The 19523-nt window shown below is 73.8% G+C and carries 18 protein-coding genes and 1 pseudogene; 10 read left to right on the top strand and 9 right to left on the bottom strand.

All coding sequences use genetic code 11. The features are described from left to right. Positions 1 to 239 precede the first annotated feature (239 nt). From ACFXMG_RS16020 to ACFXMG_RS16030, 3 genes and pseudogenes are all read right to left on the bottom strand, one after another. A pseudogene (locus tag ACFXMG_RS16020) lies at positions 240 to 1667 on the bottom strand (NADH-quinone oxidoreductase subunit C); the annotation flags it as partial. Beyond that, entirely contained in the window at positions 1664 to 2257 is a 594-nt protein-coding gene (locus ACFXMG_RS16025; protein ID WP_383823092.1) for an NADH-quinone oxidoreductase subunit B, read from the bottom strand. The gene ACFXMG_RS16025 and the pseudogene ACFXMG_RS16020, both read right to left, overlap by 4 nt. Beyond that, positions 2248 to 2640 carry an NADH-quinone oxidoreductase subunit A gene (locus ACFXMG_RS16030; RefSeq protein ID WP_383823089.1) on the bottom strand — a complete coding sequence of 131 codons (393 nt, stop codon included), beginning with the start codon at positions 2638 to 2640 and terminating at the stop codon, positions 2248 to 2250. Before ACFXMG_RS16030 ends, ACFXMG_RS16025 begins: the two co-directional genes overlap by 10 nt. Before the next feature lie 197 nt (positions 2641 to 2837). Between ACFXMG_RS16030 and ACFXMG_RS16035 the strand changes: the two genes are divergently transcribed. From ACFXMG_RS16035 to ACFXMG_RS16055, 5 genes are all read left to right on the top strand, one after another. Then, positions 2838 to 4061, top strand: coding sequence for a sensor histidine kinase (locus ACFXMG_RS16035; protein ID WP_383823087.1), 1224 nt, complete (start codon positions 2838 to 2840; stop codon positions 4059 to 4061). Positions 4062 to 4291: 230 nt separating this feature from the next. Continuing rightward, positions 4292 to 5578: a sensor histidine kinase gene (locus tag ACFXMG_RS16040; RefSeq protein WP_383823085.1), complete on the top strand. Its 1287-nt coding sequence runs from the start codon at positions 4292 to 4294 to the stop codon at positions 5576 to 5578. Between the two features lie 986 nt (positions 5579 to 6564). Further along, positions 6565 to 7224, top strand: a complete 660-nt coding sequence (locus ACFXMG_RS16045) for a LuxR C-terminal-related transcriptional regulator (protein WP_384119742.1) — start codon at positions 6565 to 6567, stop codon at positions 7222 to 7224. 303 nt (positions 7225 to 7527) lie between these two features. Continuing rightward, complete coding sequence (locus tag ACFXMG_RS16050) at positions 7528 to 9465, top strand: 2-oxoacid:acceptor oxidoreductase subunit alpha (protein ID WP_383831015.1); 1938 nt, start codon at positions 7528 to 7530, stop codon at positions 9463 to 9465. Then, entirely contained in the window at positions 9458 to 10522 is a 1065-nt protein-coding gene (locus ACFXMG_RS16055; RefSeq protein ID WP_383831012.1) for a 2-oxoacid:ferredoxin oxidoreductase subunit beta, read from the top strand. The genes ACFXMG_RS16050 and ACFXMG_RS16055 overlap by 8 nt, the downstream gene beginning before the upstream one ends. A gap of 110 nt (positions 10523 to 10632) precedes the next feature. Here the strand turns inward: ACFXMG_RS16055 and ACFXMG_RS16060 are convergent, their stop codons facing one another. Beyond that, positions 10633 to 11085, bottom strand: coding sequence for a winged helix-turn-helix transcriptional regulator (locus ACFXMG_RS16060; RefSeq protein ID WP_383831000.1), 453 nt, complete (start codon positions 11083 to 11085; stop codon positions 10633 to 10635). Between the two features lie 103 nt (positions 11086 to 11188). Here ACFXMG_RS16060 and ACFXMG_RS16065 point away from each other — a divergent pair, with 103 nt between their 5' ends. The 3 genes from ACFXMG_RS16065 to ACFXMG_RS16075 all read left to right on the top strand — a co-directional run bounded on the left by ACFXMG_RS16065 (position 11189) and on the right by ACFXMG_RS16075 (position 13925). After that, the gene (locus ACFXMG_RS16065) at positions 11189 to 12067 is read left to right on the top strand and encodes an NmrA family NAD(P)-binding protein (RefSeq protein ID WP_383831003.1); all 879 of its coding nucleotides are present in this window, start codon (positions 11189 to 11191) and stop codon (positions 12065 to 12067) included. 117 nt (positions 12068 to 12184) lie between these two features. Further along, entirely contained in the window at positions 12185 to 13255 is a 1071-nt protein-coding gene (gene rarD, locus ACFXMG_RS16070) for an EamA family transporter RarD (RefSeq protein WP_383831006.1), read from the top strand. A 61-nt stretch (positions 13256 to 13316) separates the two neighbouring features. Further along, positions 13317 to 13925: a DUF4291 domain-containing protein gene (locus tag ACFXMG_RS16075; protein WP_383831009.1), complete on the top strand. Its 609-nt coding sequence runs from the start codon at positions 13317 to 13319 to the stop codon at positions 13923 to 13925. 1008 nt (positions 13926 to 14933) lie between these two features. Here the strand turns inward: ACFXMG_RS16075 and ACFXMG_RS16080 are convergent. Beyond that, positions 14934 to 15515, bottom strand: a complete 582-nt coding sequence (locus ACFXMG_RS16080; protein WP_383827217.1) for a TetR/AcrR family transcriptional regulator — start codon at positions 15513 to 15515, stop codon at positions 14934 to 14936. Between the two features lie 106 nt (positions 15516 to 15621). Between ACFXMG_RS16080 and ACFXMG_RS16085 the strand changes: the two genes are divergently transcribed. Beyond that, positions 15622 to 16062, top strand: coding sequence for a VOC family protein (locus ACFXMG_RS16085; RefSeq protein ID WP_383827214.1), 441 nt, complete (start codon positions 15622 to 15624; stop codon positions 16060 to 16062). Between the two features lie 49 nt (positions 16063 to 16111). Continuing rightward, the gene (locus tag ACFXMG_RS16090; RefSeq protein ID WP_383827211.1) at positions 16112 to 16579 is read left to right on the top strand and encodes a VOC family protein; all 468 of its coding nucleotides are present in this window, start codon (positions 16112 to 16114) and stop codon (positions 16577 to 16579) included. Positions 16580 to 16646: 67 nt separating this feature from the next. Here ACFXMG_RS16090 and ACFXMG_RS16095 read toward each other — a convergent pair whose 3' ends face one another. The 4 genes from ACFXMG_RS16095 to ACFXMG_RS16110 all read right to left on the bottom strand — a co-directional run bounded on the left by ACFXMG_RS16095 (position 16647) and on the right by ACFXMG_RS16110 (position 19487). Then, on the bottom strand, positions 16647 to 17075 hold the full coding sequence (locus ACFXMG_RS16095) for an RNHCP domain-containing protein (protein ID WP_383827208.1): 429 nt from the start codon (positions 17073 to 17075) through the stop codon (positions 16647 to 16649). Between the two features lies 1 nt (position 17076). Further along, complete coding sequence (locus ACFXMG_RS16100; RefSeq protein WP_383827205.1) at positions 17077 to 17463, bottom strand: RNHCP domain-containing protein; 387 nt, start codon at positions 17461 to 17463, stop codon at positions 17077 to 17079. 246 nt (positions 17464 to 17709) lie between these two features. Then, positions 17710 to 18201 (bottom strand): DUF1203 domain-containing protein, encoded by a 492-nt coding sequence (locus ACFXMG_RS16105; RefSeq protein ID WP_383827203.1) that lies wholly within the window; start codon positions 18199 to 18201, stop codon positions 17710 to 17712. A 110-nt stretch (positions 18202 to 18311) separates the two neighbouring features. Continuing rightward, on the bottom strand, positions 18312 to 19487 hold the full coding sequence (locus ACFXMG_RS16110; protein WP_383827201.1) for an esterase-like activity of phytase family protein: 1176 nt from the start codon (positions 19485 to 19487) through the stop codon (positions 18312 to 18314). Positions 19488 to 19523: the final 36 nt, after the last annotated feature.

A 19523-nucleotide genomic window follows, 5' to 3' on the forward strand; every position in this document is an offset into this window, starting at 1 on the left:
GCGGGCTTGGCCTCCGGCGCGGGCTCCGCCTCCGGCGCGGGCTGCGCGCTTGGCGGCGGGGCGTCCGCAGCGGGCTTGGCCTCCGGTGCAGGCACGCCTGCGGCGGGCTCCGCGCTCGGCGCGGGGGCGCCCGCGGTGGGCTTGGCCTCCGATGCAGGCTCGCCTGCGGTGGGCTCCGTGCCCAGCGCGGGCTCCGCCTCCGGCGCGGGCTCGCCTGCGGCGGGCTTCGCCTCCGGTACGGGGCCGCCTACGGCGGGGTCGGCGCCCGGCGCGGGCTGCGCGCTCGGCGGCGGGGCGTCCGCAGCGGGCTTGGCCTCCGGTGCAGGCTCGCCTGCGGTGGGCTCCGCGCTCGGCGCGGGCTGCGCCTCCGGCGCGGGGCCGCCGGAGGCGGGCTTGACCTCCGGTGCGGGCTCGGCCGCGGGCTTCACGCCTGGCGCGGGATCGTCCGCTGTGGGCTTTGCCTCCGGTACGGGGGCGGCCGCGGGCTTCGTGTCCGGTGCGGGTGCCGGGGGCTCGTCGAAGGCTGGGCGGGCGTGGTGCCAGGGGGCGTCCGAGCTGCGGGTGCGCGGGGGCGGCGCGGGGGCCGCCGGCGTCTCGCCGGCCTGCTCCGCCTGCTGGCTCGCCGAGCCCTGGCTCGCGCTGCGCGTACGGCGCGGAGCGGCCGGGGCCGCCTGGCTCGCGGAGCCCTCGGACGCGGAGCGCGTACGGCGCGCCGGGGCCGCTCCGGCCTCCGGGGCCGCCGGAGTCTCGGGAGCTGCCGGGGCCGCCTGGCTCGCGGAGCCCTCCGAAGCGGAGCGCGTACGGCGGGCCGGGGCCGCTCCGGCCTCCGGGGTCGCCGGAGTCTCGGGAGCTGCCGGGGCCGTCTGGCTCGCAGAGCCCTCTGACGCGGAGCGCGTACGGCGGGCCGGAGGTGCTCCGGCCTCCGGGGCCGCCGGGGTCGCCTGGCTTGCCGAGCCCTCCGACGCGGAGCGCGTGCGGCGGGCCGGGGCCGCGCCGGCGTCCGGGGTCGCCGGGGGCTCCGCTGCCGTGCGGGTTCGGCGGGGGCGGTCGGTTGCGGGGGTTCGGGTGGGGCGGGTGGGGGTGGGGGGGAGTTGGCCCTTTTGGGGGCCCCATTCGTTGGGGTCGGGGACGCCGGGGGGGAGCATTTGGCGGCGCTTGGGGCCGCCTTCGTGGGGCTCGCCCGGTTCCTTCGCGCCGGGCCATGCCTTGGCTACGCGGGCGGCCAGGACGAAGTCCTTGCGGAGGGGGTGGCCCTCGAAGTTCTCGGGGAGGAGGAGGGGGGTGAGGTTGGGGTGGCCCTCGAAGACGACGCCGAACATCTCGTGCGTCTCGCGCTCGTGCCAGGCCGCGCCCGCGTACACGCCGATGGCGGTGGGGAGGGTGGGGGCGGTGTGGGGCAAGGTCGTGCGGAGGAGGAGGCGGCGGGGGGTGCCCTTGCCTACCGCCACCACGTGGGCGCAGACGCGGAAGCCGGTGCCGGGTTCGTCGACCGCGCTCAGCCAGTCGAAGTAGGTGCAGCCCAGCACGTCGCGGGCGGTGCGCAGGGCGTCGAGCCAGCCGGACGGCGGGACGTCGACCGTCAGGAGGTCGTAGGCGAGTTCGGCCGTCGCGTCGGGGCCGAAGACGTCCGTGACGGCGTCCGGAAGGGTGGCGTACGGCTCGCTCATGCCTCGGCTCCCGGGGGCGTGACGAGGGGGCTGGTCAGCTGGGCGACCGTCGCCCCGGTGCCGTACCGCTCACCGAGGTTCTCCCGGGCGATCTTCTCCTGGAGCTTGAGGATGCCCTGGAGGAGCGCCTCGGGCCGGGGCGGGCAGCCGGGGACGTACACGTCGACGGGGATGATCTGGTCGACGCCCTTGGTGACGGAGTACGAGTCCCAGTACGGGCCGCCGCAGTTCGAGCAGGCGCCGAAGGAGATCACGTACTTCGGCTCGGGCATCTGCTCGTAGAGCCGCTTCACGGCCGGCGCCATCTTGTCCGTCACCGTGCCGGAGACGATCATCAGGTCGGCCTGGCGCGGGCCGGGCGCGAAGGGGATCACGCCCAGCCGGATGAAGTCGTGGCGCGCCATGGACGCCGCGATGAACTCGATCGCGCAGCACGCGAGCCCGAAGTTGAAGACCCAGAGGCTGTAGCGGCGGCCCCAGTTCAGGACCACCTTCATGGGCTCGGGGGCGAGCCGGGAGAGCGTTCCCAGCTTCGGCGCGGGCAGGGGTACGGCGCTCCCCGCGGAGGGGACCTCGGGTGTTACGTCCATGTCAGGACGCCCTTCTTGTACGCGTAGAGCAGGCCGACCGCCAGGAAGCCGAGGAAGACGAACATCTCGACGAGGGTGGTGGCGCCGTAGCCGGGCGCGGCGAAGACCGTCGCCCAGGGGAAGAGGAAGATCGAGTCGACGGCGAAGATGACGTAGAGGAAGGCGTAGACGTAGTAGCGGACCTGGGTGTGGGCCCAGCCCTCCCCCACGGGGTCGACGCCGCACTCGTAGGTGAGCAGTTTCTCGGGCGTCGGCACGACGGGCCTGAGCAGCCGCCCGGCGCCGAAGGCGACCGCGACGAAGAGCACGCCGAGGACGGCGATCAGTCCGACGACGGAGTACGTATCGAAATAGTCCGCCGCGACTACGGTCGGTTCCCGCACGTTCGCCGCTCCTCAGTCTCGCCGCCGGTGTCCCGGATTTCCCGGACGCGAGTCTAGGCCCTGCTAAAAGGAGCATAAGCAGGTGCGGGGTGGGTGCGGGGTTGGGTGCGGGGTGGGTGCGGGTGGGGTTATCCCCCCGTGGTCGACACCCACCTCCCCCATGGCCCGGAGGCCGCCGGGGACGGCAGGCTGGGGGCATGACCGCTGATCACCCGAGCACTCCTTCCCCGGCCGCCACCGGCTCCGCAGCCGGCTCCGCGGCCGGCTCCGTCGACGCGCCCGGCCGTGCGTCCGCGCGGCGGCGGACCGCGTACGGGAAGGAGACGTGGAAGGAGATCTCCTTCCTCCTCCTCAATCTGCCCACCGCCCTCGTCGGCTTCGTCTACGCCGTCACCACCGTGTCCGTCGGCGTCGCCCTGTCGGTCACCGTGGTCGGTCTGCCGCTGCTCGCGGCCGGTCTGGCGGGGGCGCGCGGCATCGGGCGGTCCGAGCGGGCGCGGGCCCGGGGGCTGCTGGACGTCGTCGTGGCGGAGCCGTCGCCGCTGCCGCGCGTCGGCGGGACGCTGCCGTGGCTGTGGGCGCGGCTGGCGGATCCGGTGGCGTGGCGAACGCAGTTGTACGGGCTGATCCGGCTCCCGTGGGGGATCGTCACCTTCAGCGTGACGCTGGTGGCGCTGGTGGCGCTGTGGCCGGTGCTGCCGTTCATCGCGCGGGGCCTGGCCGCGGCGGACCGGGGCATGGTGCGGGGGCTGCTGTCGCCCTCGGACGAGCTGGAGCGGCGGATCGCCGAGCTGGAGTCGGACCGGGGCGTGGTCGTGGACACGGCGGCGGCCGACCTGCGCCGGATCGAGCGGGACCTGCACGACGGGGCGCAGGCGCGGCTGGTGGCGCTCGCCATGGGGCTCGGGCTCGCGAAGGAGAAGCTGCACGAGGATCCCGAGGCGGCGGCGGAGATGGTCGCGGAGGCGCACGGCGAGGTGAAGCTGGCCCTCCAGGAGCTGCGGGATCTGGCGCGCGGCATCCACCCTGCGGTCCTGACCGACCGGGGGCTCGGGGCGGCGCTGTCGTCGCTGGCGGGCCGGTGCACGGTGCCGGCGACGGTGACGGTGGATCTGGCGGAGCGCCCGGCGGAGGCGATCGAGGGGATCGCGTACTTCACGGTCTCGGAGCTGCTCCAGAACGTGTCGAAGCACGCGCGGGCCCGTACGGCCTCGGTGGAGGTGTGGCGGGCGAAGGACCGGCTGCTGCTCCAGGTCCGCGACGACGGGCGGGGCGGTGCGCGGCTGGACGGCGCGGGCACGGGCCTGGCCGGTCTGGCGGAACGTCTCGGCGCGGTGGACGGCCTGCTGGTCGTCGACTCGCCGGAGGGCGGGCCGACGACGGTGACGGCGGAGCTGCCATGGCGGGAGCGGCGGAGCTGAGGGCTTCCGCCCTGGAGCCTTCCGCTCTGGAGCCTTCCGCTCTGGAGCCTTCCGTCCTGGAGCCTTCCGCTCCGGACCCTTCCGTCCTGGAGCCTTCCGTCCTCGGGCGGTAGGGATATCCCCCCTCGGGAGACGCCGACCCGCCTCATGGTGCCGAGGGGGTCCCGGGCGGAACCCTGGAGTCGTATCCGAGAGACCTGACAAGAGACCTGACAGAGAAGGACGAACCGATGGATTCCCCCCTCGTTCCCGCCGCGCTCCGGGCCCCCTTCCAGGGGCGGACCTGGCGGGCCTTCCTGTTCACGCTGGTGGGGCTGCCGCTGAGCGTGCTGTGGTTCTCGCTGGCGGTCTCCCTGACCTCCGCGGGGGTGGGTCTGCTGATCACCTTCCTCGGGGTGCCGGTGCTCGCCGCGTCGCTGGCCGTGTGCCGGGGGTTCGGCGCGGTGGAGCGGGCCCGGGTGCGGGGGCTGCTCGGGGCGGACGTGGCGGCGCCGGAGCCGGTACGGGGCCGGACGGGCGGGGCGTTCTCGTGGATGGCGGCGATGCTGCGGTCCGGCGCCTCCTGGCGGCACCTGCTGTACGCGCTGGTGCACTTCCCGTGGGCGGTGTTCTCCTTCTGCGTGTCGCTGACGGTCTTCGCGTGGGGCTGGGGGATGTTCACGTACCCGGCGTGGCGGTGGGTCTTCCCGGCGTACGTGGGACAGGACGGGATCCAGCTGTACGGGGACGAGACCCACGCGCTGTACCTCGACTCGCCCTTCGAGGTGGGCGCGACCTGCGTGATCGGGCTGGTGTTCGTGCTGGCGTGGCCGCCGGTGGTGCGGGGCCTGACGGCGGTGGACCGGTTCCTGGTGGCGGGGCTGCTGGGGCCGGGGCGGCTGGCGGAGCGGGTGACGGAGCTGGAGTCGGACCGGGGCGCGGCCGTGGACACGGCGGCGGCGGACCTGCGGCGGATCGAGCGGGACCTGCACGACGGGCCGCAGGCGCGGCTGGCCTCGCTGGCGATGGACCTGGGTCTCGCGCGGGAGACGCTGGCCCGTGACCCGGAGGCGGCGGCGGTGCTGGTGGACGAGGCGCACGGCGAGGTGAAGCTGGCGCTGAAGGAGCTGCGGGACCTGGCGCGCGGCATCCACCCGGCGGTCCTGACCGACCGGGGCCTCGACGCGGCCCTGTCGTCGGTGGCGGCCCGCTGCGCGGTGCCGGTGGTGGTGACGGTCGACCTCCCCGGCCGCCCGGTGGCCGCGATCGAGGGCCTCGCCTACTTCACGGTCACCGAACTCCTCCAGAACGTGACCCGCCACTCGCGCGCCCGGCGCGCCTCGGTCGACGTCTGGCGCTCGGAGGACCGCCTGATGCTCCAGGTACGCGACGACGGCGCAGGCGGCGCCGACCCCGCCCACGGGTCGGGCCTGACCGGCCTCGCCGAACGCCTCCGCTCGGTAGACGGCGTCCTCGCCGTGGACTCCCCGACGGGCGGCCCGACGACGGTCACAGCGGAACTGCCCTGGCGGGGGTGAGGGCGGGTCCGCGCGGCGGGCGGGGACGGGGCGCCCGCTTGTACGGGAGCCGTACGGGCTCCGCCGTGCCCGGTCGCGTACGGCGGAGCCCGTACGCGACGGGCCGCACGGCGGAGCCCGTACACGACAAGCCGTACGGGGGGCCGTACCCGAGGGGCGGCACGGCGGAGCCCGTATGGGAGGGGCTAGGGCGGACCGTACTCGCGGAGCCCGTACGGGGCCGTACCCGAGGCGCCGTACGGCGGAGCCCGTGCCCGGGGCGTACGGCGGAGCCTGTACCCGGGGGTACGGCCCTGCCGTACCCGAGGCCGCGTCCGGCGGAGCCGTACAAGAGGGGCCGCACGGCGGAGCCCGTACGGCAGGGCCGTACACGAAGGGGCGTACGGCGGAGCCCGCACACGAGGGCCTGTACGGCGGAGCCCGTACGCAAGAAGCCGCACGGCAGGGCCGTACACGAGGACCCGCGCTGCGGAGCCCGCACGGGCAGGGTCGTACAGCGGAGCCCGTACACGAGGACCCGTACGGCGGAGCCCGTACACGACGAGCCGTACGGCGGGGCCGTACCCGAGGGCCCGCACTGCGGAGCCCGTACGCGAGGAGTCCGTACGCGAGGAGCCCGTACGGCGGAGCCCGTACGGCGGAGCCCGGCCCTGTGGGCCGGCCAGCAGGCGGCACCTGGTGGGGCGGGCTGGACGCCGGGTTCTGCCAGGGCCGGGGGTCTGGCAACGCCAGGTTCTGCCGAGGCCGGGGTTCCGGCGACGGCGGGTTCTGGACAGGTGCGAGGGTCGGTTTCGGTCGGGGCTTGTGTTCCGTTTCGGTCAGGCCTTGTGTTGTGTTCCGGCCTCGGGTCGGTGGGGGCCCTGGGGGGTCGCCCCCGGTGGGGGGTTTCCTGCGATGCTGGGTGGGCGGCGGCGGTCGGGTCGTCGGGAGGCCGAGCAGGGAACGTGGGGGCGGCAGGCGTGGGTGTGGGAGAGGTGGCGGGGCGGGTGCGGGTGGTCATCGCCGAGGATTCGGTGCTGTTGCGCGAGGGGCTGACCCGGCTGCTCACGGACCGGGGTCACGAGGTCGTCGCGGGGGTCGGGGACGGCGAGGCGCTGGTGAAGACGGTGGCGGAGCTCGCGGACGCGGGCGCGCTGCCGGACGTGGTGGTGGCCGACGTACGGATGCCCCCGACCCACACCGACGAGGGCGTACGGGCCGCGGTGCGGCTGCGCGCGGAGTACCCGGACCTCGGGGTGCTGGTGCTGTCGCAGTACGTGGAGGAGCAGTACGCCACCGAACTGCTGGCCGGTTCCACGCGAGGCGTGGGCTATCTGTTGAAGGACCGCGTCGCCGAGGTGCGCGAGTTCACCGAGGCGGTGGTGCGGGTGGCCGAGGGGGGTACGGCCCTGGACCCGGAGGTGGTCCAGCAGCTGCTGGGCCGGAGCCGGCAGCAGGACGTGCTGGCGCATCTCACGCCGCGCGAGCGGGAGGTCCTGGGTCTGATGGCCGAGGGGCGGACGAACTCCGCCATCGCGAAGCAGCTGGTCGTGAGCGACGGCGCGGTGGAGAAGCACATCGGCAACATCTTCCTCAAGCTGGGCCTCTCGCCGAGCGACGGCGACCACCGACGGGTCCTCGCCGTGCTGACCTATCTCCGATCCTGAGCACTGACTGAGCACCTGACTGAGCACCTGACCGAGCACGCAGAGCGGCTACCCCTGCCCGAACGCCTTGATCTTCTGACACTCTGTCAGATACGAGGTCCCCGGGCCCCGCGCGGTCCTAGGACGGAAGAACGAGGCGGAATGCGGCGTTCCGGAGCAATCCGGGTAGCCGCAGAACAGGACAATGTAATACATAAGGGCATCTCAAACAGAGGCCCATCATGTGAGAAGTCCCGGGAAGGCCCACCTCACCGTCGTAGGGTGGGCCGAGAGTCCCGCTTGCCGCTAGGGAGGTCCAGTTCAGTGACCAGCCAGGTCAGTAGCGAGGCCGGCGAGGCCCTGCTCGGGGAGCAGCGCAGCGCCCCGGCGGAGGCCCGCGACGGCACCGAGAAGGAAGTCCGTCGGCTCGACCGGGTCATCATCCGGTTCGCGGGGGACTCCGGTGACGGCATGCAGCTCACGGGTGACCGCTTCACCTCGGAGACGGCGTCCTTCGGGAACGACCTGTCGACGCTGCCGAACTTCCCGGCCGAGATCCGCGCCCCCGCGGGCACCCTGCCCGGCGTCTCGTCCTTCCAGCTCCACTTCGCCGACCACGACATCCTGACCCCGGGCGACGCGCCGAACGTGCTGGTCGCGATGAACCCGGCCGCGCTCAAGGCGAACATCGCCGACGTGCCGCGCGGTGGCGAGATCATCGTGAACACCGACGAGTTCGCCAAGCGCGCCATGGCCAAGGTCGGCTACGCGACCTCGCCGCTGGAGGACGGCTCGCTGGACGGCTACCGCGTCCATCCGGTGCCGCTGACGACGCTGACCATCGAGGCGCTGAAGGAGTTCGGCCTGTCCCGGAAGGAGGCCGAGCGGAGCAAGAACATGTTCGCGCTCGGGCTGCTCTCCTGGATGTACCACCGGCCGACCGACGGCACGGAAGCCTTCCTGCGGTCCAAGTTCGCGAAGAAGCCGCAGATCGCCGAGGCGAACGTGGCCGCCTTCCGGGCCGGCTGGAACTTCGGCGAGACCACCGAGGACTTCGCCGTCTCCTACGAGGTCGCCCCCGCGACCCGCGCCTTCCCGACCGGCACGTACCGCAACATCTCCGGGAACCTGGCCCTGTCGTACGGCCTGATCGCCGCCGCGAAGCAGGCCGGGCTCCCGCTCTACCTGGGCTCGTACCCGATCACCCCGGCCTCGGACATCCTGCACGAGCTCAGCAAGCACAAGAACTTCGGCGTGCGGACCTTCCAGGCCGAGGACGAGATCGCGGGCATCGGCGCGGCGCTCGGCGCCGCCTTCGGCGGCTCGCTCGCCGTCACCACCACCTCCGGCCCCGGCGTGGCGCTCAAGAGCGAGACGATCGGTCTCGCGGTCTCCCTGGAGCTGCCGCTGCTGATCGTCGACATCCAGCGCGGCGGCCCCTCCACCGGCCTGCCGACCAAGACCGAGCAGGCCGACCTCCTCCAGGCGATGTACGGGCGCAACGGCGAGGCGCCGGTCCCCGTCGTCGCCCCGAGGACCCCGGCCGACTGCTTCGACGCGGCCCTGGAGGCGGCCCGGATCGCGCTCACGTACCGCACCCCCGTCTTCCTGCTCTCCGACGGCTACCTCGCCAACGGCTCCGAGCCCTGGCGGATCCCCGAGACCGACGGCCTGCCCGACCTGCGCACCCCCTTCGCCACCGGCCCGAACCACACCCAGGCCGACGGCACCGAGGTCTTCTGGCCCTACAAGCGCGACCCGGAGACCCTCGCCCGCCCGTGGGCGGTGCCCGGCACGCCCGGTCTGGAGCACCGGATCGGCGGCATCGAGAAGCAGGACGGCACGGGCAACATCTCGTACGACCCCGCCAACCACGAGTTCATGGTCCGCACCCGGCAGGCCAAGATCGACGGCATCGACGTCCCCGACATCGAGGCCGACGACCCGGACGGCGCGCGGACCCTGGTCCTCGGCTGGGGCTCCACCTACGGTCCGATCACCGCCGCCGTACGCCGCATCCGCCGCGAGGGCGGCCACATCGCGCAGGCCCACCTGCGCCACCTCAACCCCTTCCCGAAGAACCTCGGCGAGGTCCTCAAGGGGTACGACAAGGTCGTCATCCCCGAGATGAACCTCGGGCAGCTCGCCCTCCTCGTCCGGGCCGAGTTCCTCGTCGACGCCCGCAGCCACACCCAGGTCAACGGCATGCCGTTCAAGGCAGAGCAGCTCGCCGCCGTCCTCAAGGAGGCCATCGATGCCTGAGCCGCGCCCCGACTCGCTGCTACAACTGGTCCCCAAGGCCGAGGCCGCGCAGACCATGAAGGACTTCAAGTCCGACCAGGAGGTCCGCTGGTGCCCGGGCTGCGGCGACTACGCCGTGCTCGCCGCCGTCCAGGGCTTCATGCCCGAGCTGGGCCTGGCGAAGGAGAACATCGTCTTCGTCTCGGGCATCGGCTGCTCCTCCCGCTTCCCGTACTACATGAACACCTACGGGATGCACTCCATCCACGGCCGCGCCCCGGCCATCGCGACCGGTCTGGCGACCTCGCGCCGCGACCTGTCCGTCTGGGTCGTCACCGGCGACGGCGACGCGCTCTCCATCGGCGGCAACCACCTGATCCACGCGCTGCGCCGCAACGTGAACCTCAAGATCCTGCTCTTCAACAACCGGATCTACGGGCTCACCAAGGGCCAGTACAGCCCGACGAGCGAAGTCGGCAAGATCACCAAGTCGACCCCGATGGGGTCGCTCGACGCGCCCTTCAACCCGGTGTCGCTGGCGCTCGGCGCGGAGGCCACCTTCGTCGCCCGCACGGTCGACTCCGACCGCAAGCACCTCACCGAGGTGCTGCGCCAGGCCGCCGACCACGACGGCACGGCGCTGGTGGAGATCTACCAGAACTGCAACATCTTCAACGACGGCGCCTTCGAGGTCCTCAAGGACAAGGACCAGGCCAAGGAGGCCGTCATCCGCCTGGAGCACGGGCAGCCGATCCGCTTCGGCGCCGAGCTCGACAAGGGCGTCGTCCGCGACCCGGCCACGGGCGACCTGGAGGTCGTCACCGTCACGCCGGAGAACGAGTCGCGGATCCTCGTCCACGACGCGCACGCCGCCTCCCCGACGACGGCCTTCGCCCTCTCGCGCCTGGCCGACCCCGACACCCTCCACCAGACCCCCATCGGCGTCTTCCGCTCGGTGGAACGCCCGGTCTACGACACCCTGATGGCCGCGCAGCTCGACCGCGCGGTGACCGAACAGGGCGAGGGCGACCTCGCCCGCCTCCTCGCCGGCAACGACACCTGGACGGTGGTCGGCTGACACCGCCGGCCACCGGCCACCGGCCACCGGCCACCGGCCGGACAGCGGAAGGCGCCCTGACCTCGTGGGTCAGGGCGCCTTCCGCTGCCCGCGCCCCGCGCCCGGGTGGGTCACCGGGCGCGGGCCTCGTCGTAGCGGGCGCGGGCGGCCTCCACGGCCGGGACGCGCCGCTCGGTCCAGAGGGCCAGGTCCCTGATGCGGTGGGCGGCGTCCTCGCCGAGGGGGGTGAGGGTGTAGTCCACGCGGGGCGGGATGACGGGCTTGGCGTCGCGGTGGACGAAGCCGTCGCGCTCCAGGGTCTGGAGCGTCTGGGTGAGCATCTTCTCGCTGACGCCGCCGATCCTGCGCCGCAGCTCGCTGAAACGGTACGAGCGCTCCAGGAGGGCGATCAGGACGAGGACGCCCCAGCGGCTGGTGACGTGCTCCAGGACGAGCCGGGACGGGCAGAGGGCGCCGTCGACGTCGGCGAGCAGGGGGCCTGTCGGCGGCTCGGTCAGTGGCCCGGTCAGTGGCTCGGTCGGCTCGGTCGGCGGCTCTTTCGCGGTGTTTGCACTTACCTCCATGCCAGTACCTTACTTCAAAGTGGGTACTTTCCATGAGTTAGTGCCCGACGTACGGTGAGTGTGTAGCCCCTCCCCCGTTCACCCCACCCGCGAAGGAAGCCCCATGAGCATCGTCGTCACCGGAGCCACCGGACAGCTCGGCCGTCTCGTCGTCGACGCCCTCCTCGCGGACCCGGCCGTCGCCGCCGGGTCCGTCGCCGCCGTCGTTCGGAACAAGGAGAAGGCCGCCGACCTCGCGGACCGGGGCGTCGAGCTGCGGATCGCCGACTACAGCCGACCGGAGACGCTGGCCGGCGCCTTCGAGGCGGGCGACCGGGTGCTGCTGATCTCCGGCAGCGAGGTCGGGCAGCGGGTGCCGCAGCACGCGGCCGTGATCGACGCGGCCAAGGCGGCGGGCGTGGCCCAGCTCGCGTACACCGGTGTCCTCGGCGGTCCCGACGCCGACTTCGACCTGGCGGCGGAGCACAAGGAGACGGAGTCGCTGATCCTCGCCTCCGGGCTGCCGTACACCTTCCTGCGCAACGGCTGGTACAGCGAGAACTACACCGCGAACCTCGCCCCGGTGCTCGCGCACGGCGCCGTCGTGGCCAACGCGGGCGAGGGCCGGGTCGCCTCCGCGACCCGCGCCGACTACGCGGCCGCCGCGGCGGCGGTGCTGACCGGGCCCGCCGGGGAGCACCTGGGCAAGGCGTACGAGCTGAGCGGCGACGAGGCGTGGTCGCTGGCGGAGTACGCGGCGGAGATCGGCGCGCGCAGCGGGCGCGAGATCGCGTACACGAACGTGCCGGCCGAGACGCACCTGGGGATCCTGACGGGCGCCGGGGTGCCGGAGTTCTTCGCGGCGATCCTCGTCGACGTGGACGAGGCGATCGAGCGGGGCGCGCTGGCGGTACGGACCGGGGACCTGTCGCGGCTGATCGGCCGCCCGACGACCCCGATCGGCGTGACGGTCGGCGAGGCGCTGGCGGCGGCCTCGGAGTGACCCCGTCCCGCTCCGCCTCTTGTCCAAGGTCATGACCGTATAGCGGTACACGCATGACAGCCTGCCTTGCGCGGCGCTACCTTCATCGGAACAGCGCGCGCAGGGCGGGAGGCTTTCATGGGCGGCGGCAGAGGCACGGTCGCGGGGACCGGTACGGGGGAGACGGGCGCGGGCGCGAGCGCGAGCGCCGGGGTCGGGGTCGGCGTCGGCGTCGGCACGGACGGCGGCGCGGACGGCGAGAACCGCGCCGGTCTGCTGTACGGCATAGCCGCGTACGCGATCTGGGGCCTGGTCCCGCTCTACTGGCCGCTCCTGAAGCCCGCCGGCGCGGGCGAGATCCTGGCCCACCGGATGGTGTGGTCGTTCGTCTTCGTCGGGCTCGCCCTGCTGGCGCTGCGGCGCTGGGGCTGGGTGAAGGAGCTGGCGGCCAACCCGCGCAAGCTCGGCCTGCTGACGATCGCCGCGACGGTCATCACGGTGAACTGGGGCCTCTACATCTGGTCGGTCAACAACGGCCACGTCCTGGAGTCGTCGCTCGGATACTTCATCAACCCGCTGGTGACGATCGCGCTCGGCGTCCTCGTCCTGAAGGAACGTCTCCGCCCGGCGCAGTGGGCGGCGGTCGGCATCGGCTTCGCGGCGGTGCTGGTCCTGGCGGTGGGGTACGGACGCCCGCCGTGGATCTCCCTGGTCCTCGCCCTGTCCTTCGCCGTGTACGGCCTGCTGAAGAAGCAGGTCAACCTCGGCGGTCTGGAGTCGCTGGCGGCGGAGACGGCCGTGCAGTTCCTGCCCGCGCTCGCCTACCTGGTCTTCCTCGGCTCGCAGTCGACGCTCGCCTTCGGCTCCGAGGGCGCCGGCCACATGGCGCTCCTCGCGTCGACCGGCATCGTCACGGCGATCCCGCTGGTCTGCTTCGGCGCGGCGGCGATCCGGGTCCCGCTCTCCACCCTGGGCCTCCTCCAGTACCTGGCCCCCACCTTCCAGTTCCTGCTCGGCGTCACGTACTTCCGCGAGGCCATGCCGCCCGAGCGCTGGGCCGGCTTCTCCCTCGTCTGGCTGGCCCTCACGATCCTCACCTGGGACGCCCTCCGCACCGCCCGCCGCAGCCGCGCGGCGATGGCCCGAGCGGCGAGGGAAGCGGCCGAGCACCTGACGGAACCCGCCGCCCCCAAGAAAGCCCGCGCCTGAGCCTGACTCCCGCCCGGAAACTCGGTGGCCGGGCCCCCGCACCCCCGGCCACGCTGTCCCCATGTCCACGCCCAGCACCACCGAACCGGCGCGCCGCATCCGCGCGCTGCACACCGCCACCACGGTCACCGTCTACCAGGCGTACCCCCCGGAGATCGGCCTGCCCGCCGCGCGGGACGGGCGGTTCCCGAAGCTCTGGAAGCGGGACCGGATGACGTGGGTCAAGCCGTCGTTCCTGTGGATGATGTACCGCTCCGGCTGGGCCACCAAGGAGGGCCAGGAGACCGTCCTGGCAGTGGAGGTCACCCGCGAGGGCTTCGAGTGGGCACTCCGCCGCGCCTGCCTCTCCCACTACGAACGCGGCTTCCACCCCGACCGGCCGACCTGGCAACGAGAGCTGCGACAGGCGCCCGCCCGCGTCCAGTGGGACCCGGAGCGCGACCTGCACCTGGCCCCCCTGCCGTACCGCTCGCTCCAACTGGGGCTAGCGGGGGAAGCGGCGGGCCGGTACGCCGACGAGTGGACGACCTCCATCACCGACGTGACCACCCTCGCCCACGAGGTGCACGCCCTGGTGCGGACCGGGGATCTGGCGGGCGCGGCGCGGCTACTGCCCGCCGAGACGGTCTATCCGGAGACGGAGGGGTTGCTGGAGCGGGTCCGGGGGTGAGGAGGCGGGGGGCGGCCCGCCAGGCTGGGGCGCGGAGGCCCGTCAGGCTGGGTGCGGAGGCTCGCCAGGCTGGGGCGCGGAGGTCCGTCAGGCGGGGTGCGGAGGCGGTTAGGCGTCGGCTCGGAGGCCCGCCAGGCCGAGGCTCGGAGGCCAGTCGGGCTCCGGGCCGGGGCAGGTCGGGCCGGAGGCGGACGCCCGCCAGGCCGTGGCCGTCGGAGGCGCGCCAGGCCGTGGGGCCCGTCAGGCCGAGGCCCGGAGTCTCGTCAGGCTGGGGCGCGGAGGCCCGCCAGACGGGGTGCGGAGGCGGTTAGGCGTCGGCTCGGAGGCCCGCCAAGCCGAGGCTCGGAGGCCGGCCGGGCTCCGGGCCGGGGCCGGTCGGAACGGACGCGGACTCCCGCCAGGGCCGCGGCCGCCGGAGGCGCGCCAGGCCGTGAGGCCCGTCAGGTTGGGGCTCGGAGGCCCGCCAGGCGGGGTGCGGAGGCGGTTTAGCGTCGGCTCGGAGGCCCGTCAGGCCGAGGCGCGGAGGCCGGTCGGGCTCCGCGCCGAGGCCAGTCGGGCCGGACGCGGACTCCCGCCAGGGCCGTGGCCGCCGGAGGCGCGCCAGGCCGTGGGCCCGTCAGGCCGTGAGGCCGTCAGGCCGAGGCCCGGAGTCTCGTCAGGCCCGGGGCGCAGAGGCCCTCAGGCCGAGGCCCGGAGGCTCGTCAGGCCGGGTCTCGGAGGCCCGTCAGGCCGGGGTGCGGAGGTCGGTCGGGCTCCGGGCCGGGGCAGGTCGGGCCGGAGGCGGACGCCCGCCAGGCCGTGGCCGGTCGGAGGCGCGCCAGGCCGTGAGGCCCGTCAGGCCGAGGCCCGGAGGCCCGTCAGGCCGAGGCTCGGAGGTCGGTCGGGCTCCGGGCCGGGGCCGGTCGGGCCGGACGCGGACGCCCGCCAGGCCGGGGCCGCCGGAGGCCCGTCAGGCCGTGGGGCCCGCCAGGCCGGGGCCGCCGCAGGCGCGCCACGCTCCGGGGCCCGTCACGTTTCGGTGCGGAGGCCCGTCAGGAGGTGGTCCAGGGCCTGTTCGGTTGAGGTCGGGTCGCCGCCTCGGGCGATCCATAGGGCTGCTTCGTTCATCGCGCCGGAGAGGAGGCGGGCCAGGGGGTCGATCGGCTGCGCCGTGATGACTCCGGCGTCTGCTAGTGCCGTGAGGGCTTCCGCGAGGTGGCGGGCGGAGGACTCCTCGTCCAGGGCCCGCCACTCGTCCCAGCCCAGCACCGTCGGGGCGTCGACCAGCAGAATCCGCCGCACCGCCGGGTCCGTACCGGCGGCCAGGAAGGCCCGGCAGCCGGCCCTGAGCTGCTCCCAGAGGTCCTCGTGCCGCTCCGCCTCGGCCGCGACCCGCTCCCCCAGCTCGTGCTGGACCTCCGCGACGACGGCCCGGAAGAGCCCCGCCTTGCTGTCGAAGTGGTGGTACGCGGCCCCCTTGGTGACCCCGGCCGCCCGCGCCACCTCCGCCAGCACCACGTGGTGGTATCCGTCCGCCGCGAACCGGCGCCGCCCCTCCGCCAGTAGCGCCCGCCGCGTGGCCGCCCGCTGCTCCGCCCGGTTGACCGCCATCCCGCGCACCGCCCTTCCCGTTTCACGTACCCGGGGTATGCTAACTCCATGGTTCACATACCCTGGGTATGTGAAATACCGGAAGACACCAGCCGGAGGACCCGCCATGCTGAACACACCCACGACCGCGCTCCGCGGCTTCTACCCCGTGCTCGCCACCCGGGACGTCGCCGCCGCCCGCGACTTCTACACCCGTCACCTCGGCTTCGAGACGACCTTCGAGGCGGACTGGTACGTGAGCCTGCGCCGCCCCGACGCCCCTCAGTACGAGCTCGCGCTGCTGGACCACGCCCACCCGACCGTCCCGGCCGGCCACCGGGCCGCGCTCACGGGCGGTCTGGTGCTGAACTTCGAGGTGGACGATGTCGACGCCGAGCACCGGCGGCTCGTCACCGAGGCCGGCCTGCCCGAGGTGCTGTCGCTGCGCACGGAGGAGTTCGGGCAGCGCCACTTCATCGTCGCCGCCCCCGACGGCGTACTGATCGACGTCATCACGGTCGTCCCGCCCACGGAGGAGTTCGCCGAGCTGTACAGCGATCTCACCTGATCACTCGTTCCGGTGGCGGCCCGACCCCAGGTGTACGAGCCTCGTGAGGATGGAGCCACTGCACTGGAAACTCGTGATCGACGCCGGTGACCCGCACGCGCAGGCGACCTTCTGGGCGGCCGCCCTCGGGTACGTGGAGGAGGACCACAGCGGGCTCGTCGGGACGCTGCTCGGCGCCGGAGCCGTACCGGAGGAGGTCACGGTCACCGTGCACGCCGGGCAGCCGGACAAACGGCTCGGCTGGCACGACCTCGCGGCCGTACGGCACCCGGACGACCCGGTCTCGGAGGAGAACGGCGCGGGGCTCGGGCGGCGGATCCTCTTCCAGCGGGTCCCCGAGGCGAAGACCGTGAAGAACCGCGTGCACCTCGACGTCCACGCCCCGCCCGGCGCCCGCGACGCCGAGGTCGCGCGCCTGGAGGCGCTCGGCGCGACCGCCCTGCGGCGGGTCGCCGAGCAGGGCGGCGCGTGGGTGGTGATGGCCGACCCCGAGGGCAACGAGTTCTGCGTGCAGTGATCCCGTACGCCTCGTACCCCCGTACGCCCCCGGGGTCGACCCCCTTCACCGGCTGACCGTCACCGGCTCACAGCGCCAGCAGCGCCCCCTGCGCCGCGTCCGGCACGCCCGGGTCCCGCAGCGGTCGCAGGGCGAGCCGCATCAGGGCCAGGGCGTTGTCGTCACCGGCGATCCGGTTGGCGCTCAACTCCCCGCAGGAGCGGCACTCGTGGACGAGCAACCACTCCCCGTCGGGCCGGACGGAGACGCTGAGCGGCACCATGCGGCCCCGGCAGGCGGAGGCCCGGTCACCGGGCACCCGCCCGTCGACGTGCAGGCTGGCCAGACAGGTCGGGCAGTGGTTGCGGTGCGCCGTGCCGGGCGCGGCCAGCGGGACGACGAGCCGGCACCCGACGCACCGGAAGTCCTGCTCCCGGTGCCCGTCGCGCTGCCCGTGCAGCACGTCCTTGCGCCGCTGGGCGCGGCGGCGGTCGTCCGTACGCGTACGGCGGGCCATGTCACAGCTCCCCGAACGCTTCGAGCGGGAACGGCGGCTGGGCCAGCGGCCGCACCGCCATCCGCATGAGGATGAGCCGGTTGTCGTCCTCGGCGACGGGACTGGACGTCAACTCGTCGCAGCGCACGCACCGGTGGACGACCATCCAGTCCCCGGTCCGCAGCACGGCGATCGAGATCGGCGTCATCCGCGCCTCGCAGTCACTGGCCCCGCCCTCGACGTGGTCGTGGACGTGCCGCGAGTGCAGACAGGACGGGCAGTGGTTGCGCCGCTGCCCGCCGGCGGCGTGGGCATGGACGGTGAGTCCGCACCACACGCAGGTGAAGGTGTCGATGGTGAGGGTGTTGGTGTTGGTGTTGGTGAGGGTGTTGGTGTTGGTGTTGGTCACCCGGAGGCTCCTAGCTGAGGAATCGTCACAGACAGCAGGAGTCGGCCGAGCGGGCCTCGCGCGGTGTGCGCCGGCGCCTAGAGGGCGCGGGCGGAGGAAAGAGGCGCGCTCGGCGCGGGCCGGGTCATACAACACCCTCTCGGAAGGCACGAAGAAGCGAACGGGGACCCGAGGACGGGAACCGTCGAGGTCACTCCGACGGTAGACACCCACCCCCACCCCCCGCCACCGCTTTTCCCGGCAGCCCTACGGCCGCCGCACCTCGAAGTGGAAGCAGCCGTATTCGACCGCGCGGACGTGGACCAGGGCGACGGACGGGTCGGTGAAGGCTTCGGTGAACGCCTCGTCCAGGCCGGGGAGTTCGACGAGGCGCCCGCCGAGGATGCGGCCGTCCGCGCCGTAGCGGCGGACCGTGCGGAGGGCTCCGGCCCGCTCGAAGGGGTACGTCTCCGATTCCGCCGGATCCGCCGGGCCCCCGCACTCCTCCGCGTGGACGAAGACGGGCCCCACCTCGTCGTACGCGCCCGGCGCCGCGCCCGTCGCGACCGCCCATCGGCGCAGCGGGGCGTAGGACACGAGGGCGATGCGCTCGCCAGGGCGGGCGGGGCGGAGGCAGCAGCGCAGCGGTTCGCCGCCCTCCTCGGCGGCGTACGGGACGCAGGGGCGTCCGGCGTCGTCGGTGGTGCGGAGGGCGGCGAGTGCGGCGGGCTCGACGGCCCGGGGCGTGAAGGTGCTCATGGCTCCAGCGTCACCCCGGGGCCGCCGCCCCGCTGGCGGGAATCAGACCCCGCGCTCAGCACTCAGCACTCAGCACTCAGCACTTAGCGGCCCGCCACAGGGTCGCGCGCTCAGCGCAGCGCGAGGGCGACGATCTGGGTGACCGCGTCCTTGTCGAAGTTGTCGTCGCTGACGAGGATCAGGGTGCGCTCGCCGGAGGGCAGGGTCGGGCCCCACGTCATGCCCTCGGTGTTGTCGACGGTGGACAGGCCGAGGGTGTGGAAGTCCGCGACGAGCTTCTTCCGCATGGGCACGACCGGCTGCCCGGCCAGGGAGTCGACCGCCTTCACGTCGGTCGCGCCGCGCGTGGTGGCGTCGTACAGCCGGATCTTGTATCCGGAACCCGCGACCCAGGTGCGCTCCAGGACGAGGTAGCGGTCGGGGTCGTTCGGGAAGGCGAGGAGGGACGGGACGCCGGTGTCGGGGCCCCAGGGGCTGGTCGGGTCGGACGGGGCGAAGATCTTCTCGACGGGGTACGCGAACTGGCCGAGGACGTGCCCGCCGCGCGTCTGCTGGGTGACGCGGACGAGCGCGCCGCGCGTGAGGTCCGGCACCGGGCCGTCCTGGACCAGCGGGCCCTCGATCGCGCTGGTCACGCGCGTGCCCCGGGCGTTGAAGGTGAGCGCCTCGATCGCCTGGTTGCGGCGCGGGCCGCGGTCGGCGGTGATCGCGTAGTTCTCCGGAAGCCGGAGGCGCCCGCGGTGGGCGCCGTCGGGGGCGGAGATCTCGATGGACGGCTGGATCACCGGCGGGCCTTCGACCGCGGGCCGGTCGCCCTCCTGTCCCCACCAGTAGCGGCAGGTGACCGGGTCGACGCGGATCTCCTCCGGGTCGATGGCCTTGCCGTCGCCCGCGGCGGGCGAGGGGTAGACCGCGCCGTCGGGCTGCCGGAAGGGGCGGGTGCCGGTGAAGTCGACGGAGTGCACGCCCGCGGCGTCCACGTCGAGCCGCGCGGTGTAGAAGCGCGCGGGCTGGAGGAAGGACCGGTCGTCGCTGATGAACACGTACTCGCCGGTGCACCGGTCGCGGTCGATGCCGGAGAAGCCTCCGACGGTGGTGCCCTGGAAGTCGAGCTTGAACGGGACGATCTTCTCGCCGAGGAGCCGGGCCTGCACCGCGCGGTCCGACTGCGGCCCGGGGGCGCCGGGTTGGGCGCCGGGTTGGGCGGCGGAGGCGCCGGCGGGGACGAGCGTGGACGTCAGGAGCAGGGCCGCGGCGCAGGCGCGGCGGATCAGGGAGGCACTCATGCCGATGATCATGTCCCGGCGCCCGACCGCCCCACA

The organism is Streptomyces sp. NPDC059201 (assembly GCF_042754585.1).
Taxonomy (GTDB): domain Bacteria; phylum Actinomycetota; class Actinomycetes; order Streptomycetales; family Streptomycetaceae; genus Streptomyces.

Excerpts from the sequence above, each read along its gene's own strand:
- ACFXMG_RS16025 (WP_383823092.1), bottom strand. The coding sequence starts at position 2,257 with ATGGACGTAACACCCGAGGTCCCCTCCGCGGGGAGCGCCGTACCCCTG.
- ACFXMG_RS16035 (WP_383823087.1), top strand. The coding sequence starts at position 2,838 with ATGACCGCTGATCACCCGAGCACTCCTTCCCCGGCCGCCACCGGCTCC.
- ACFXMG_RS16040 (WP_383823085.1), top strand. The coding sequence starts at position 4,292 with ATGGATTCCCCCCTCGTTCCCGCCGCGCTCCGGGCCCCCTTCCAGGGG.
- ACFXMG_RS16055 (WP_383831012.1), top strand. The coding sequence starts at position 9,458 with ATGCCTGAGCCGCGCCCCGACTCGCTGCTACAACTGGTCCCCAAGGCC.
- ACFXMG_RS16060 (WP_383831000.1), bottom strand. The coding sequence starts at position 11,085 with ATGGAGGTAAGTGCAAACACCGCGAAAGAGCCGCCGACCGAGCCGACC.
- ACFXMG_RS16065 (WP_383831003.1), top strand. The coding sequence starts at position 11,189 with ATGAGCATCGTCGTCACCGGAGCCACCGGACAGCTCGGCCGTCTCGTC.
- rarD (WP_383831006.1), top strand. The coding sequence starts at position 12,185 with ATGGGCGGCGGCAGAGGCACGGTCGCGGGGACCGGTACGGGGGAGACG.
- ACFXMG_RS16075 (WP_383831009.1), top strand. The coding sequence starts at position 13,317 with ATGTCCACGCCCAGCACCACCGAACCGGCGCGCCGCATCCGCGCGCTG.
- ACFXMG_RS16080 (WP_383827217.1), bottom strand. The coding sequence starts at position 15,515 with ATGGCGGTCAACCGGGCGGAGCAGCGGGCGGCCACGCGGCGGGCGCTA.
- ACFXMG_RS16085 (WP_383827214.1), top strand. The coding sequence starts at position 15,622 with ATGCTGAACACACCCACGACCGCGCTCCGCGGCTTCTACCCCGTGCTC.
- ACFXMG_RS16090 (WP_383827211.1), top strand. The coding sequence starts at position 16,112 with ATGGAGCCACTGCACTGGAAACTCGTGATCGACGCCGGTGACCCGCAC.
- ACFXMG_RS16095 (WP_383827208.1), bottom strand. The coding sequence starts at position 17,075 with ATGGCCCGCCGTACGCGTACGGACGACCGCCGCCGCGCCCAGCGGCGC.
- ACFXMG_RS16105 (WP_383827203.1), bottom strand. The coding sequence starts at position 18,201 with ATGAGCACCTTCACGCCCCGGGCCGTCGAGCCCGCCGCACTCGCCGCC.
- ACFXMG_RS16110 (WP_383827201.1), bottom strand. The coding sequence starts at position 19,487 with ATGAGTGCCTCCCTGATCCGCCGCGCCTGCGCCGCGGCCCTGCTCCTG.